Origin of the sequence: Mesorhizobium sp. B2-3-15 (assembly GCF_006442875.1) — a bacterium.
Taxonomy (GTDB): Bacteria; Pseudomonadota; Alphaproteobacteria; order Rhizobiales; family Rhizobiaceae; genus Mesorhizobium; species Mesorhizobium australicum.
Window position 1 is genome coordinate 411,596 of the sequence record NZ_VFVO01000003.1, and the last position, 13,749, is coordinate 425,344.

At 62.2% G+C, this 13,749-nt stretch carries 13 protein-coding genes and 1 tRNA gene; 9 read left to right on the forward strand and 5 right to left on the reverse strand.

From position 1 onward, the window contains the following. Positions 1–53 precede the first annotated feature (53 nt). Positions 54–293 carry a hypothetical protein gene (locus tag FJ954_RS09195; protein ID WP_140661144.1) on the forward strand — a complete coding sequence of 80 codons (240 nt, stop codon included), beginning with the start codon at positions 54–56 and terminating at the stop codon, positions 291–293. 721 nt (positions 294–1,014) lie between these two features. Then, the gene (locus FJ954_RS09200; RefSeq protein WP_140661145.1) at positions 1,015–1,656 is read left to right on the forward strand and encodes a hypothetical protein; all 642 of its coding nucleotides are present in this window, start codon (positions 1,015–1,017) and stop codon (positions 1,654–1,656) included. Positions 1,657–1,709: 53 nt separating this feature from the next. Here the strand turns inward: FJ954_RS09200 and FJ954_RS09205 are convergent, their stop codons facing one another. The 4 genes from FJ954_RS09205 to phaC all read right to left on the reverse strand — a co-directional run bounded on the left by FJ954_RS09205 (position 1,710) and on the right by phaC (position 6,086). After that, complete coding sequence (locus FJ954_RS09205; protein WP_348641123.1) at positions 1,710–2,348, reverse strand: DUF4145 domain-containing protein; 639 nt, start codon at positions 2,346–2,348, stop codon at positions 1,710–1,712. A gap of 120 nt (positions 2,349–2,468) precedes the next feature. After that, positions 2,469–2,543: transfer RNA gene (locus FJ954_RS09210), tRNA-Glu, on the reverse strand. Positions 2,544–2,787: 244 nt separating this feature from the next. Next, complete coding sequence (locus FJ954_RS09215; protein ID WP_140661147.1) at positions 2,788–4,035, reverse strand: YcbK family protein; 1,248 nt, start codon at positions 4,033–4,035, stop codon at positions 2,788–2,790. Positions 4,036–4,250: 215 nt separating this feature from the next. Continuing rightward, complete coding sequence (phaC, locus tag FJ954_RS09220; protein ID WP_140661148.1) at positions 4,251–6,086, reverse strand: class I poly(R)-hydroxyalkanoic acid synthase; 1,836 nt, start codon at positions 6,084–6,086, stop codon at positions 4,251–4,253. Between the two features lie 98 nt (positions 6,087–6,184). Here phaC and FJ954_RS09225 point away from each other — a divergent pair, with 98 nt between their 5' ends. The 7 genes from FJ954_RS09225 (at position 6,185) to recJ (ending at position 13,098) form a co-directional block, all read left to right on the forward strand. Beyond that, complete coding sequence (locus FJ954_RS09225; RefSeq protein WP_015317567.1) at positions 6,185–6,577, forward strand: hypothetical protein; 393 nt, start codon at positions 6,185–6,187, stop codon at positions 6,575–6,577. Positions 6,578–6,621: 44 nt separating this feature from the next. Beyond that, the gene (locus FJ954_RS09230) at positions 6,622–7,839 is read left to right on the forward strand and encodes an LL-diaminopimelate aminotransferase (protein ID WP_015317568.1); all 1,218 of its coding nucleotides are present in this window, start codon (positions 6,622–6,624) and stop codon (positions 7,837–7,839) included. 37 nt (positions 7,840–7,876) lie between these two features. After that, positions 7,877–9,190, forward strand: a complete 1,314-nt coding sequence (locus FJ954_RS09235) for a homoserine dehydrogenase (protein WP_140661149.1) — start codon at positions 7,877–7,879, stop codon at positions 9,188–9,190. Positions 9,191–9,318: 128 nt separating this feature from the next. Continuing rightward, positions 9,319–9,675: a hypothetical protein gene (locus tag FJ954_RS09240; RefSeq protein WP_015317570.1), complete on the forward strand. Its 357-nt coding sequence runs from the start codon at positions 9,319–9,321 to the stop codon at positions 9,673–9,675. Between the two features lie 69 nt (positions 9,676–9,744). Next, entirely contained in the window at positions 9,745–9,912 is a 168-nt protein-coding gene (locus tag FJ954_RS09245; RefSeq protein ID WP_015317571.1) for a Thivi_2564 family membrane protein, read from the forward strand. Between the two features lie 201 nt (positions 9,913–10,113). Next, positions 10,114–11,097 (forward strand): class II fructose-bisphosphatase, encoded by a 984-nt coding sequence (glpX, locus tag FJ954_RS09250; protein ID WP_015317572.1) that lies wholly within the window; start codon positions 10,114–10,116, stop codon positions 11,095–11,097. A 219-nt stretch (positions 11,098–11,316) separates the two neighbouring features. Next, the gene (gene recJ, locus FJ954_RS09255; protein WP_015317573.1) at positions 11,317–13,098 is read left to right on the forward strand and encodes a single-stranded-DNA-specific exonuclease RecJ; all 1,782 of its coding nucleotides are present in this window, start codon (positions 11,317–11,319) and stop codon (positions 13,096–13,098) included. A 23-nt stretch (positions 13,099–13,121) separates the two neighbouring features. Here the strand turns inward: recJ and FJ954_RS09260 are convergent, their stop codons facing one another. Next, entirely contained in the window at positions 13,122–13,679 is a 558-nt protein-coding gene (locus FJ954_RS09260; protein WP_140661150.1) for a dihydrofolate reductase family protein, read from the reverse strand. Positions 13,680–13,749 lie beyond the last annotated feature (70 nt).

Sequence of the window (13,749 nt, forward strand, 5' to 3'; positions counted from 1 at the left end):
ATCAGGAATAAAATCCTCACGTTGCGGCGGCCCACTCAAACGGAGATCGCCAAATGGCCAGGTCCAAACCATCCAAACAGCTTTCCCAAGCTGAAATCGAGCGCTTTCTCGTGGCGGCCGAAGCGCTGCACAAAAGCATCGTGAAGCCGTTCATATCGCCACACTGCGAGCAATACCGCGCCACTCGGATCCTGCATGAGGTGCTGTTGCAGTCTGTGCGGGAAGTGACGGGGAAGGAAGTCGAGTTCATCCAGTGGAATACCACCGGGCCGGTGCGGAGTATGATCGAGTGAGTGCTCAGCCCGCTACAGCGTGACCTATGGCGATTCCCAGACCGATCGCGAAGCCTAGGAGCAAGTTCGCTGCCATCTTCAGGGCGAACGTGCTGTAGCGGCTTCCCTGGCCAGTCTGAGGGGCTTTCAAGGCGCTGGCGAGATCGTCAAATACGCTTTCCATGCCGAGAATCTAGATCGGAACCGGGCAAATGTGAATCCCCGGTTTGTTCACGTTGAAACTGGAGGCCGACGCACTACTGTCATTTGAGGATGAAGTAGAGTGGAACCAGAATGGAAAAAGCAGCGACCGCTGTGAGAAATAAGTCTGTGATCATGCCATCGCCGTGCGCGATCAACCCGACGCGTCGGTATCACGCAGCCCGCCCCAATTGTTTGCCCTAACTGAGCATCGCGTAATCTATGCGCGCGCAAGCCAACTCCCTTTCAGGAGTGCTTGACGAAATCAGCGAATAAGCGGAACGTGTCCGTGGGCGTGATAACCCGGACCAGTGACGACCTAAAATCGTTGGCGCGATCGTAAGTCGTATCTCCCTCTTTGGGAGGACGCGCAGCTTGGCGGCTGCCGCGAACGGCCTTTTATAGGCCGGGGGCGGTGGTGCTGTCCAGACCTCACGGTTAAAAACCACCGGCTCGTCTCGCTGGCGAGTTATCACCCCCCGGCTTTGGCGCCGATCGCCATGCGGGCCGTGATAGCCCCATTTACCAGTGAGAAACCATCATGACCGTTTTGCCAGGATTTCCCCAGCTACGCCGGTTCTTCGGGTCGTTTCATCGCCGCGACTCAGTGACCATCGCCGTGCATGCAGCGCCACCACCCACAATCGAAGCAGGGAAATCAATTATGAATCAGCTGGTCAATCGTCGCAGCCTCGTAGCCAGTACAGCCATTGCGGCATCGGGTGCGCTCGTTCCGTTCGAAGCTGGTGCCAACTTGTTGCCACATGACGAGGCGTTGGTCGCACTGGCAGCGCAGTTCGAGGAGCACCACACCAAATATCGCGTTATCCATGCCCAGTGCGAGCGCACACACAGTGAGTTCGAGGAAAAGCACGGCGAGCCGGAGCGCCATCTCCCGTTCAAGGACCACAGGGAATATTGGACTCTGCGCCACGTACAATGCGATCCGATCACCAAGGAATGTGAAGACGCTGCGATCGTCCTCGATGAAATCGGCAAACGTATGAGAGCGATCCCGGCTCACTCCGTAGCAGGAATAGCTGCCAAAGCGACAACGCTTCAATTCGATACATCACTGTATCCGGACCAGCCAGAGGCACCTCTTAACGAATGGAACTGGGATGTCGAATGCCTGCACCTCTTCATTGAAGAGGTAAGGCGTCTCGCGGCTGCCACGGCCTGATCTACCGAAAGCGAAACAATGGCCCGCTGCCTCACGGTGGCGGGCTGTTCCGTTTATCCCTTGGAAATTGGCTTGCCAGCACCCGCTAGTTTGGCGTCCAAGGCAGCCTTTCGCTTTGCAGCTTGAATGGGGCGCACATAGAAATGATCGAAGCACTCTTCTAGCACCTCAAGGCACCATTCAGCCTCTTCTGGTTCGACGTCTATGACCTGCAAGCTCGTCAGATCGGTGATCGGATGAGCGGAGAAATTGCCGAAGTTCCGAATACCGTCGACAACGGTCCGTAGCGAAACCGGGATCGCCTTGGAGGCGTCAGTCTCAGCAAGTAGCAGGTCGACCTCTTTTGCCAGATCCTTTGCAGTGTAGCCACGCGCCCGAAGCATCGATTGCAAGCAGCGCCTAGAGAGGGCAGCGGATGCCTTGGGGCTCAAAGGAAGTACGTTGCAAGCTTCGAGGTAGTCAGCTGCGATTGCCCCTGGTACTTCTGGCGGAACTGGACCGCGACCCGCAGCCCGAGGCTCTACCAGCGCCCAGACGCCCCCCTTGTTGCTATCCATTAGTTCAATGACCCACTTGCTGCATTCGGGGCACATCATTGATCTATACGCGAACGGAGTGGTCGTCGTCTGGTACACAACGCTTTTCGCCGACCAGGCTGCGTGGATCGAAACTGTGCAGTGTGGGCACTTCATCTGGCTTATCCCCCGAAAGCGGCCATGGAATATTCTCCTCCGTCCGCGATAGTTCGCTACCGTATATTCGGCGCTTATTCGACAACTTCAGGGGAGTAGGTGCTAAGTGCTTGAACTATCTGGTACGCCCAAGGGGAATCGAACCCCTGTTACCGCCGTGAAAGGGCGGTGTCCTAACCGCTAGACGATGGGCGCGCTCAGACGAAGCGGCTTATACTGGCGTTGCGCGCAACCGGCAACCCGTTAGGTGCCGCCTTGGACAACTTTTTTCCAGCCTGCCAAATCAGCGTTTTCGCGGGGGCGGAAGAGCTTGCGATTTGCGGTGACGTCAGGCGCCCCGGCATCCTCGGGTGTTCGCGATGGAGCTTCGCTCCTGCTCTGCCGGTGGATGACGAAGTCGGGGACTTCCGCTGGCAGGCTCCAGCCTGCCAAATCGCCGCTAGCCGTCGTCACCGCCGCTGCGCCGGCGGCAGCGCCAGTTCCAGTCACGCTCGGGGCCGACGTCGACATGAACCGATTCGGTGTGGCAGTAGGTGCCGACGCCGCCGCGGCCGGGCATGGTCCTGATGTAATTCGCAAGCTCCCACTTGGAGACGCCGGGCACCTGGATGTCGGCGGCGGCGCAATACATGTGCAGCGAATTCTTGGCGCCGTTGGCGCGACGGTTGCGGGCCGGATCGCGATAGCCCGAGGTTACCATCATCTTGCGGCCGTAATGGCCTTCGATCGTCTTCAGCACGCGCACAAGGGACGGCTTCAGGCAAGCCACGTCGACGCTCTCATTCTGCTTCAAGAGACCGTTGGGCGCGAGCCGAGCCATGCCGGCGGCGGAGGCAACCTGATAGGAGCCGCCCGAGCCTTCGTCCTCGTTGAGGTCGACGTCGCTTTCATCGTCGAGGCCGGATTTGCGCTTGATCTCGAACAGGGCCGTCTGGCGCACGCCGGGCAAGGCGTCGCTGCCGGTGATGTGACCGGCATCGCCGCCAAGTGAAGCCAGTTGCAGTGGCTTCTGCGTGGAATCAGCAGAGGCCAAAGTGATGATCGGTTTTGCCGCGGGCGGAGCAGGCTTGGGCTGCACGGCAGGCTGTTCGCCCGATCGGGTGTTGACCAGCGGAGCAGGCGTGGCCGAAGCCGGGGTGGCGCCAAACATCGACGCCAGGAAGCCTTTTTTCTTCGGCGCGTCGGCTTGCGGTGCCTCGCCGGCGGTCACGTACACCGGATTGTTCATCACCGGTGCCGCGGCTGGCGTCGGCGCGGTGGCGGCGGCATCGGCGGCGGCGATCTTCTTGGCGACCGCGTCTGTCTGCTGCGCCGTCTGTACCGGCTGCTGCAAGGACTGCGGCGTCTGTCCCGCGATCGTTTCCGCGCCGGCCGGTATGGTGAGCGGGAAAGTGGCCCCAGGCTTGGCAATCGGTACGTAAGCAACCTTTTCGGGGAGTGCCGTGTCGCTTTCGCTCATCACGGTCGTCTGCTCTGTCGCCACTTGCGACGACGAATCAGCGGCGAGAGGCTTGCCCGCAGAGGCGGCGTGGAGGTCCGATTCGGAAGCATTATAGCCGGGCATTCCAACCGACATTGTCGGATCGCCAGCCGATGTGCAGGAGGCCAGAAGTATGGAGCAGAGCGCTGCCACAATGGCGCGGCGTTCTCCCTTTGCGAGGCTCCATCCTGCTGATTTCAAAGTCAAATTCCCCCTCGGTGTCCGATCGGTATATACCTGGCGCCGACTGGTATGTCCGCGTCAGGTGGACCTTTGTCTCCGATCCGGAAACGAGACCTGTGTCAAATCAGCAAGCCTGTAAGTATTTTTGCAGCGATTGCCGAATTGCGGCCGCTTGATGGTTGACGACACCATTTCGCCCGCTTTTGCGGGGGCGTCAACTCACCAGACATTACAGTCCGTTACACACGCACCTTGACATAGGTCCCGGGAGCATCGCCCAAGGTTTTCATATGCTTGCCGGGTTTGCGGGCAGGCACACGGGTGTTGTCCTTGGCCTCTATCCAGCCTTGCCAGTGCGGCCACCAGGATCCCGGATGGTCGGTGGCGGAGGCTATCCACTGGTCGAAGTCGCCCTTCGGCGGACCGCCGGTCCAGTACTGATATTTGTTGGATGCGGGCGGATTGACGACGCCAGCTATATGGCCCGATCCCGCCATCACGTACTCGACCGGGCCGCCGAAAAATTTCGAGCCAAGGAAGACGGACAGAGCCGGCGCGATGTGATCTTCCCGGGAGGCGAGATTGTAGACCGGAATGGTGACATCGCCGAGCGAGATCGTGTGGCCCGCCAGTTCCATCGTGCCGCGCGAGAGGTTGTTCTCGAGATAGCAGTTGCGCAGGTAGAAGGAGTGGTTGGCCGCCGCCATGCGGGTCGAATCGGCGTTCCAGTAGAGCAGGTCGAAGGGCAGGGGGTCCTTGCCGCGCATGTAGTTGTTGACAACATAGGGCCAGATCAGGTCACCCGAGCGCAGCATGTTGAAGGCGGTCGCCATCTTGGTGCCGTCGAGATAGCCTTTTTCGTTCATCGACTTTTCCACCGCCGCGACCTGTTCCTCGTCGACGAACACTTTCAGATCGCCGGCATGGGTGAAGTCGACCTGCGTGGTGAAGAAGGTCGCCGACTTGATGCGGTCGTCGCCTTCCCCAGCCATCAGCGCCAAGGCCGCCGCCAGCAACGTGCCACCGACGCAGTAGCCTATAGCATTGACGTCGCGCTCGCCGGTCGCCTTCTCGATCGTGTCGAGGCCGTATTGCAGGCCTTCCCTGATATAGGCTTCCCAGTTCTTGGCGCCGTGGCGTTCATCCGGATTGATCCAGGAGATGACGAAAACGGTGTGGCCTTGCTCGATCGCCCAGCGGATGAAGGATTTCTGCGGGTTGAGGTCGAGTATATAGAACTTATTGATCCAAGGCGGGCAGATCAGCAGCGGGCGCTTCAGCACCGTCTCGGTCGCCGCATCATACTGGATGATCTCGGCGACATCGCTGCGGCCGACCACCTTGCCGGGCGTGGTGGCGATGTTCCTGCCGATCTCGAAGGGTGAATAGTCAGCCTGACGCAGTTTGAGGTCGCCCTTGCCGGCGGAGATGTCCTCAGCCAGCATCTTCATGCCGCGCACCAGGTTTTCGCCGTTGGAGGCGACGGTTTCGCGAAACAGTTCGGGATTGGTCAGGATGAAATTGGACGGCGAGATGGCGTTGGATACTTGCTTGACGTAGAAGCTCGCCTTGTGGCGGGTGTGCTCGTCTAGGCCTTCGGCATGGTCGACCAGTTCGGACGCCCAGCGCGAGGTGACCAGATAGGCCTGTTTCAAGAAGTCGAAGAAGGCGTTGCGGCCCCATTCCGGGTCCTGGAACCGCTTGTCGCCGCGCTCCGGCTTGACGGCATCGTCGGCGCCCTCGGCATTGGGGCTGACGCGCTGGATGGCGTTGGCCCAAACCGTCATGTAGCCGGCGAACAGCCGCGTCTGCGCTTCGAGCGCCCGCTGCGGATCGGCGAGCCAGTATTCGCTGAGCTTGGAGAAGGTCTTGACCATGTCGACCACCGGCTCGGCGACTTGGTCGCGCACCTCACCTTTTTCGCGCGGTTCGGCCCACGCGGAAGCCGCCTTGCCAGCCTGCTCGATCATCCGCGCCATGTTCAGCGCGAAGCGTTCCGGGTCCTTCACCAGATATTGCTCGACCGTCGAAGGTCCGCCATCTTCCGCTTTGCCCGAATCGGGTGTTTTGGACATGGTTCGCGGGGTTCCTCCGGAAGCGTTTTCTTGACATATTAACATGGGACATCCGACAGGGTCCAATCTCGCTCTACCCCGGCTGCCAAGGAAACAATATGACGATTAAGTTTGGCGAGACTGTTTTTTTCGGTGCCGGCCACTTTTGCCGCATCAGCGCGGCCCTCATGCTCCTGGCCGTTGCCGGATGCTCGAGCACGAATACCAGCGGTCCGGTGCCGATGGCCACCGACGCGGGCCCGAAGGACACCGGCACCTTTCCGAACCTCAACATCCCGCCGCAGGTGGCGGCGAAACAATTCACCGAGGCCGAGAAGAAAGCCAAGCTCGCCCAGTTGAAGGCCGACGAGAACGGGCAGGGCGCCAAGGGCGGCGGCGCGGCCGTCACCAACCAGGCGGCGCTGACCGATCTCGCCAAGAAACATGGTCCGCAGACCCTGAAGCAGATCGAAGGCAAATGCGACCCCGCCCTCGACCCTACCTGCAAATGAGTATATAGCGCGCGCCCAACGCTCCCTTGCTGTCTGGAACTGCCATGGAAGAATTTCACAAGGTCCGCCGGCTTCCGCCTTACGTGTTCGAGCAGGTCAACCGGCTCAAGGCGAGCGCCCGTTCGCGGGGCGCCGACATCGTCGACCTCGGCATGGGCAACCCGGACCTGCCGACGCCCAAGGCCATCGTCGACAAATTGTGCGAGGTCGTGCGCGATCCGCGCACGCACCGCTATTCCTCGTCGCGCGGGATTCCCGGTTTGCGCCGCGCCCAGGCAAACTACTATGCCCGCCGCTTCGGCGTGAAGCTCAACCCCGACACCCAGGTGGTGGCCACGCTCGGTTCGAAGGAAGGCTTCGCCAACATGGCGCAGGCGATCACCGCGCCCGGCGACGTGATCCTGTGCCCCAACCCGACCTATCCGATCCATGCCTTCGGCTTCATCATGTCGGGCGGGGTCATCCGCTCGCTGCAAGTCGAGCCCGATGACGGCTTCATTCCGGCGCTCGAGCGCGGCGTCCGCCATTCGATCCCGAAGCCGCTGGCGCTGATCCTCAACTATCCATCGAACCCGACGGCACTGGTCGCCTCGCTCGATTTCTACAAGGACGTGGTGGCCTTCGCCAAGAAGAACGACATCATCATCCTGTCCGACCTCGCCTATTCGGAAATCTACTTCGACGGCAATCCGCCGCCTTCCGTGCTGCAGGTGCCGGGCGCCATCGACGTCTGCGTCGAGTTCACCTCGATGTCGAAGACCTTCTCCATGCCCGGCTGGCGCATGGGCTTCGCCGTCGGAAACGAACGGCTGATCTCGGCGCTGACCCGGGTCAAATCCTATCTCGACTACGGTGCCTTCACGCCGATCCAGGTGGCGGCGGCGCACGCGCTCAATGGCGACGGCGCCGATATCGCCGAGGTGCGCGACATCTATCACAAACGCCGCGACGTGATGGTCGATGCGTTCGGCCGCGCGGGATGGACCATTCCGGCCCCCGCGGCCTCGATGTTCGCCTGGGCGCCGATCCCTGAGCCGTTCCGTCATCTGGGCTCGCTCGAATTCTCCAAGCTGCTCATCGAGCACGCCGATGTGGCGGTGGCGCCCGGTGTCGGCTTCGGCGAGCATGGCGACGATTTCGTGCGCGTAGCGCTGGTCGAGAACGAACACCGGATCCGCCAGGCGGCGCGCAACATCAAGCGCTTCCTGTCGGCCAGCGCCAAGCAGCCCAACAATGTGGTGCCGCTGTCCGCCCACCGGTAAATACAAATTCGATCTTATTTGAGGGGCGTCGCCTTCCATGGCTGAAGCACTGCGTGTTGGAATTGCTGGACTTGGCACGGTCGGTGCATCGGTGGCGCGCGTGTTGCGCGACAAGGCGGCGGAACTGACCCGCCAATGCGGGCGCGACATCATCGTGTCGGCGATTTCCGCACGCGACCGGAAACGCGAGCGTGGCATCGATCTGAGCTCCGCGAATTGGTTCGACGATCCGGTCAAGATGGCGCAGACCGCCGAGATCGACGTGTTCGTCGAGCTGATCGGCGGCGATGAGGGGCCGGCGCGCGCCTCGGTGAAGGCCGCGCTCGAAGCCGGCCGCCATGTCGTCACCGCCAACAAGGCGCTGCTTGCCAAGCATGGCGTGGCGCTTGCCGAAATCGCTGAAAAGAAGGGCGTGCTGCTCAATTACGAGGCCGCGGTGGCAGGCGGCATCCCGGTCATCAAGACGATGCGCGAGGCGATGGCCGGCAATTCCGTCACTCGTGTCTTCGGCATCCTCAACGGCACCTGCAACTATATCCTGACCCGCATGGAGGCCGAGGGCGTCTCCTTCGACGTCGTGCTGAAGGACGCGCAGCGGCTGGGTTATGCCGAAGCCGACCCGACCTTCGACATCGAGGGCCATGACACGGCGCACAAGCTGTCGATCCTGACCAGCCTTGCCTTCGGCACCAAAATCGCCGCCAACGACATCTACATGGAAGGCATTTCTAACATTACCCAGGCCGACATCCGTGCCGCCGGCGATCTCGGCTACCGGATCAAGCTGCTCGGTGTCGCCCAGCGCACCGAAAGCGGCATCGAGCAGCGTGTGCACCCAACCATGGTGCCGACTGCTTCGGTCATCGCGCAGGTGCATGGTGTCACCAACGCGGTGGCGATCGAGACCGATATCCTGGGCGAGTTGCTGCTCTCGGGCCCCGGCGCCGGCGGCAATGCCACCGCCTCGGCGGTCATCGGCGACATCGCCGACATCGCCAAGAGCCGGCCCGGCTTCCAGCATGGTCCCGTCTTCGGCCGGCCGGCGAAGGAGCTGAGACCGTATAAGAAGGCGCAGATGCGCAGCCATGCCGGCGGCTACTTCATCCGGCTGACCGTGCACGACCGCATCGGCGTGTTCGCGGCGATCGCCAAGCGCATGGCCGACAACGATATTTCGCTGGAATCGATCGTCCAGCATGCGGTCAGCGGCGAGGCGGCGGCGCAGAAGACGGTGATCCTCGTCACCCACGAGACTACCGAGGCCGCCGTGCGCAAGGCTGTCGACGGCATTACCAAGGACGGCCATCTGACCGACAAGCCACAGGTCATCCGCATCGAGCGGGCAGGGTAGCAGGCAGCCTCGTTGCCGTGGGCATAACCACCGGCGGTGTATCTCGGTTCGGTGAGGACGTCCCGCTGCCGCCGGAACGAATTGGCGTCGGTACCGTTCTCTTGGTCAGCAACCAAGGGAGCCGCTTCATGGCCGATACCAACAAATCCGACGCCCCTGACATCGGCGACATCCAGAAGACGCTGGAAAAGCAGATCGCCGACCTGCGCAAGGAGATCACCAAGATCAACAAGAGCATTTCGCAGCGCAGCGCGGAAATGCTCGATGATGCCAGTGAGCAAGCATCGGATTTCTACGATACTGCCGCTTCCCGCGCCTCGCGGACAGCGCAGCAGTTGCGCAGCCAGGCCCAGTCCGTTTCGGAAGTCGCGCGTGAAAATCCGGGCACGACGACCGCCGTGGTTGGCGTGATCGGCCTGCTCGGGTTTCTGGCCGGGATTGCCGTCGGCCAGTCGATGAACGACACCTCGCGCCGCTGGTATTGACCGCGCCGATATTGAGCCGGCAATGCCGGCTCATTTCTCCGTTTCAGCAAGTCATTTAAGGAGGGCACTATGGCTTCGTCCGTGTTAATCGGCATCCTGATCACATTTCTCGTCATCATTCTCGTTCTCTACCTGGTGCAGCGGCTGCCGCTTGATGCCAGGATGAGGCAGATCGTCCAGGTCATCGTCATCATCATCGGCATTATTTCGCTGCTCAAATACCTCGCGGTTTTCTAGGACCACGAAGACGGCAATTTCTGTTTCGTGCCGGCTCGGTTCATCTCAAACCGGGCCGGCATTGTTTTCAAAAATTCGGTTCAATCGATTGATATTGCTATCCTTTCGATAAACCATCCGGCAGGTCTTGCCGTTGTCATGGTCGTTTGACAAAACAAGCACGCCTCTGGCGGGAGGCGGCATCAAACGAGGATTTGCCGAATGAATGTGGCCCAGAACATCGTCGCCGGCCTTGACCGGATACTCACCATGGAACTGGTGCGCGTCACCGAACGGGCCGCGGTCGCGGCCGCCAGGCTGCGCGGCCGCGGCGACGAAAAGGCTGCCGACCAGGTCGCCGTCGATGCCATGCGTGAGGAGCTCAACCGCCTCGCGATCAAGGGCACGGTGGTGATCGGCGAGGGCGAGCGGGACGAGGCGCCGATGCTCTATATCGGCGAGGAGGTCGGGACCGGCAAAGGGCCCGCGGTCGATATCGCGCTTGATCCGCTCGAAGGTACGACGATCTGCGCCAAGAACCTGCCGAACGCGCTCGCCGTGATCGCGATCGCCGAGAAGGGCAGCCTGCTGTTCGCGCCCGACGTCTACATGGACAAGATCGCGGTCGGTCCCGGTTACGCCGACGGGGTCATCGATATCGACGCCTCGCCGGCCGAAAACGTCGCCAGCCTTGCGCGAGCGAAGGGCGTTGCTGTGTCCGACATCACGGCCTGCATTCTCGACCGTCCGCGCCACGCCAAGCTGATCGATGCCGTGCGCGCCACGGGCGCCGCGATCCGGCTGATCGGCGACGGCGACGTCGCCGGCGTCATCCACACCACGGACGCGGAAGAAACCGGCATCGATATCTATCTCGGCACCGGGGGCGCGCCGGAAGGCGTGCTGGCCGCGGCAGCGTTGCGCTGCACCGGCGGCCAGATGCAAGGCAGGCTGATCCTCGATACGCCGGAAAAGGTCGCACGTGCCGCAAAGATGGGCATTTCCAATCCGAAGCGGATCTATCAAGCGGAAGACATGGCGCGCGGCGACGTGCTGTTTGCGGCCACCGGTGTCACCGATGGCAACATGCTGGCTGGCGTCAAGTTCGGCCGCACATACATCACCACCCACACGATCGTGCTGCGATCGTCATCGCGGACCGTGCGCGAGATCAAGGCCAGGCACCAGGATATGGATAAGTTCTAGACCCGCTTGCGAAGCCGGGCCGCAGTTGTTAGCCATCTGGCTGCCTCCGATGGCGGCAAGGGTTTAACGATGACACCGCCCGATCGGCATGCGGCCTCTGATGTCTCGGGCGGCCAGCGAACGGTGGGTGCACGGCTGAAAGGCGGAAAGCGTAGTTTTTCTTGAAGTCTCCCGCGGCCTTTGGCTTATCCTGCCGCCGACCATGAGTTGGCAAAGCGCATGATGGGCGAAAGGCGCCTCTTCCTCGATGTCAGGCAGTCGGCAACCGGTCTCTCCTGGGAGCACCGGCTGACCGAACGGCAGGACATGATCGCGCTCGCCATCGCACAGGGTCATGGCGTGCCCGACATCGTCGCGCGCGTTCTTGCCGGACGCGGCGTGGCCGCCGATGAGACCGAGCGGTTTCTGGACCCGACGATCCGCGACCTGTTGCCGAACCCGGCCTCGCTGACCGATATGGACAAGGCCGCTATCCGCATCGCCGCCGCCGTCATGGCGCGGGAGAAAATTGCGATCTTCGGCGATTATGACGTAGATGGCGCGGCCTCGTCGGCCTTGCTGAAGCGGTTTCTCACGCATTTCTCGGTGCCGTCCGAAATCTATATCCCGGATCGTATTTTCGAGGGCTACGGTCCCAATCCCGATGCCATGCGCGAACTGGTATCGCGCGGCGCGACGCTGATCGTCACAGTCGATTGCGGCACCAACAGCGCCGTTTCGATCGACGCGGCCAATGCCGCCGGCGCCGATGTCGTGGTGCTCGACCACCACCAGGTCGGCGGCGTCTTGCCTGCGGCCATTGCCGTCGTCAATCCAAACCGCGACGACGACCTTTCCGGACAGGGCCATCTCTGTGCCGCCGGTGTCGTGTTCCTCGCCTTGGTCCAGACCGCAAAGGTGCTGCGTGGCCTGAGCGATGTCACGCCGCCCGACCTGCTTTCCCTGCTCGATCTCGTGGCGCTTGCCACCGTCTGCGACGTGGTGCCGCTCACGGGCGTCAATCGCGCCTTCGTCGTCAAGGGTTTGCAAGTGGCGCGACAGCAGAAGAATGAAGGCATGGCCGCGCTGGCACGAGTGTCGCGCGTTGGCGAGCCGATCAGCACCTTCCATCTCGCCTATCTGATCGGTCCGCGCATCAATGCGGGCGGGCGCATTGGCGATGCGGCACTCGGCAGCCGGCTGCTTGCAACGGACGATCCCGTCGAGGCGCAGACCATCGCAGAGACGCTAGACCGGCTGAACCAGGAGCGGCAGCTGATGGAGCAGGAGATGCTCGCCGCCGCGCGCGCCGAAGCCGATGCCGAGCTCGCGGGCGGCAGCGGCCCGGCGATCGTCGTCACCGCCAGCAACAGCTGGCACCCCGGCATCGTAGGCCTGCTTGCCTCACGACTGAAGGATCACGCACGGCGGCCGGCCTTTGCCATCGCCTTCAACGCCAACGGCACCGGCACGGGCTCGGGCCGTTCGGTGTCGGGTTTCGACCTTGGCCGGCTGGTGCGCGAAGCCGCCAATGCCGGGCTCATCGTCAAGGGCGGCGGCCATGGCATGGCTGCGGGCATCACCGTCGAGCGGGCAAGACTGGGTGAGCTCAGGGCCTTCTTCGAGGAGCGGGCAGCCGCCGACGTTTTCAGGTTGCAGGATGAGGAAAGCCTGGCGATAGACGGCGCGCTTGCCGCCGAAGGCGCGACGCTCGGCCTGCTCGATGCGTTGGAAAAGGCGGGGCCCTTCGGTGCCGGGCATGTCGCGCCTGTTTTCGTGCTGCCGCGCCATCGGCTGGCCGACATCAGGCCGGTCGGCACCAACCATATTCGCGCCGATTTACAGTCGGAGAGCGGCGGCCGCATCCAGGCGATCGCCTTTCGCGCCGTCGATACGGTGCTTGGCGAGTTCCTTTCCAAGAACCGCGGCAAGACGGTGCATGTCGCCGGCTCGCTGTCGGGCAATTACTGGAACGGCAACCGTACGGTGCAGTTTCGCATCATCGACGCCGCGCGGGCGTAGGGCGCGCCGGAAACCCGCGCAATTCAGCCGGCCGGCGCATAACGCAGCAACGTCACGCCCTGGGGGAGACTTTGCGTGCCGAGCGGGGTCAGCGCCAGCGACAGGCCGGATTGAAAATATGGCTTGCCGCCACCCAGCACCACGGGATGCATATAGAGCCGGTATTCGTCGATGAGGCCGGCTCGTGCCAGAGAGGCGGCAAGATCGGCGCCGCCAAGGATGACGAGGCCATCGGCCTGCGCCTTGAGAGATCGTACCGCATCCTCCGCATCGCCATCCACCAGCCGGGCATTGAGCCCGACTTGCCGAAGCGTGGTCGAGAAGACGATCTTCGGCGTTTCGCGCCATGCATGGGCAAAATCCCGCTCGACCTCGGTGGCGCCGGTCTCGCGTTCAGGGCTGTCCCAGAAGCGCATGGTTTCGTACATGCGCCGTCCGGCGAGCACGGCGGAGGCCTGTCTCATCATGTCGTTGAAATGCTGGTGCAGTTCCGCCTCGGGCACTGGCAAGCCGATGTCCTCGTTCGATCGGGCGATATAGCCGTCCAACGACGTCAGCATGGAATAGACAATCCTGGCCATCGGCACCTCCGCCTGGATTGACGCAGATCACCATAACCAATTGCGTTTTGCAATCAGTTGTCCTGAGGCC

What these genes read in the sequence shown, in the direction of transcription:
- recJ (WP_015317573.1), top strand. Translation starts at nt 11,317, where the DNA reads ATGATGGGCGAAAGGCGCCTCTTCCTCGATGTCAGGCAGTCGGCAACC.
- glpX (WP_015317572.1), top strand. Translation starts at nt 10,114, where the DNA reads ATGAATGTGGCCCAGAACATCGTCGCCGGCCTTGACCGGATACTCACC.
- phaC (WP_140661148.1), bottom strand. Translation starts at nt 6,086, where the DNA reads ATGTCCAAAACACCCGATTCGGGCAAAGCGGAAGATGGCGGACCTTCG.
- FJ954_RS09195 (WP_140661144.1), top strand. Translation starts at nt 54, where the DNA reads ATGGCCAGGTCCAAACCATCCAAACAGCTTTCCCAAGCTGAAATCGAG.
- FJ954_RS09225 (WP_015317567.1), top strand. Translation starts at nt 6,185, where the DNA reads ATGACGATTAAGTTTGGCGAGACTGTTTTTTTCGGTGCCGGCCACTTT.
- FJ954_RS09205 (WP_348641123.1), bottom strand. Translation starts at nt 2,348, where the DNA reads ATGAAGTGCCCACACTGCACAGTTTCGATCCACGCAGCCTGGTCGGCG.
- FJ954_RS09245 (WP_015317571.1), top strand. Translation starts at nt 9,745, where the DNA reads ATGGCTTCGTCCGTGTTAATCGGCATCCTGATCACATTTCTCGTCATC.
- FJ954_RS09260 (WP_140661150.1), bottom strand. Translation starts at nt 13,679, where the DNA reads ATGGCCAGGATTGTCTATTCCATGCTGACGTCGTTGGACGGCTATATC.
- FJ954_RS09230 (WP_015317568.1), top strand. Translation starts at nt 6,622, where the DNA reads ATGGAAGAATTTCACAAGGTCCGCCGGCTTCCGCCTTACGTGTTCGAG.
- FJ954_RS09200 (WP_140661145.1), top strand. Translation starts at nt 1,015, where the DNA reads ATGACCGTTTTGCCAGGATTTCCCCAGCTACGCCGGTTCTTCGGGTCG.
- FJ954_RS09240 (WP_015317570.1), top strand. Translation starts at nt 9,319, where the DNA reads ATGGCCGATACCAACAAATCCGACGCCCCTGACATCGGCGACATCCAG.
- FJ954_RS09235 (WP_140661149.1), top strand. Translation starts at nt 7,877, where the DNA reads ATGGCTGAAGCACTGCGTGTTGGAATTGCTGGACTTGGCACGGTCGGT.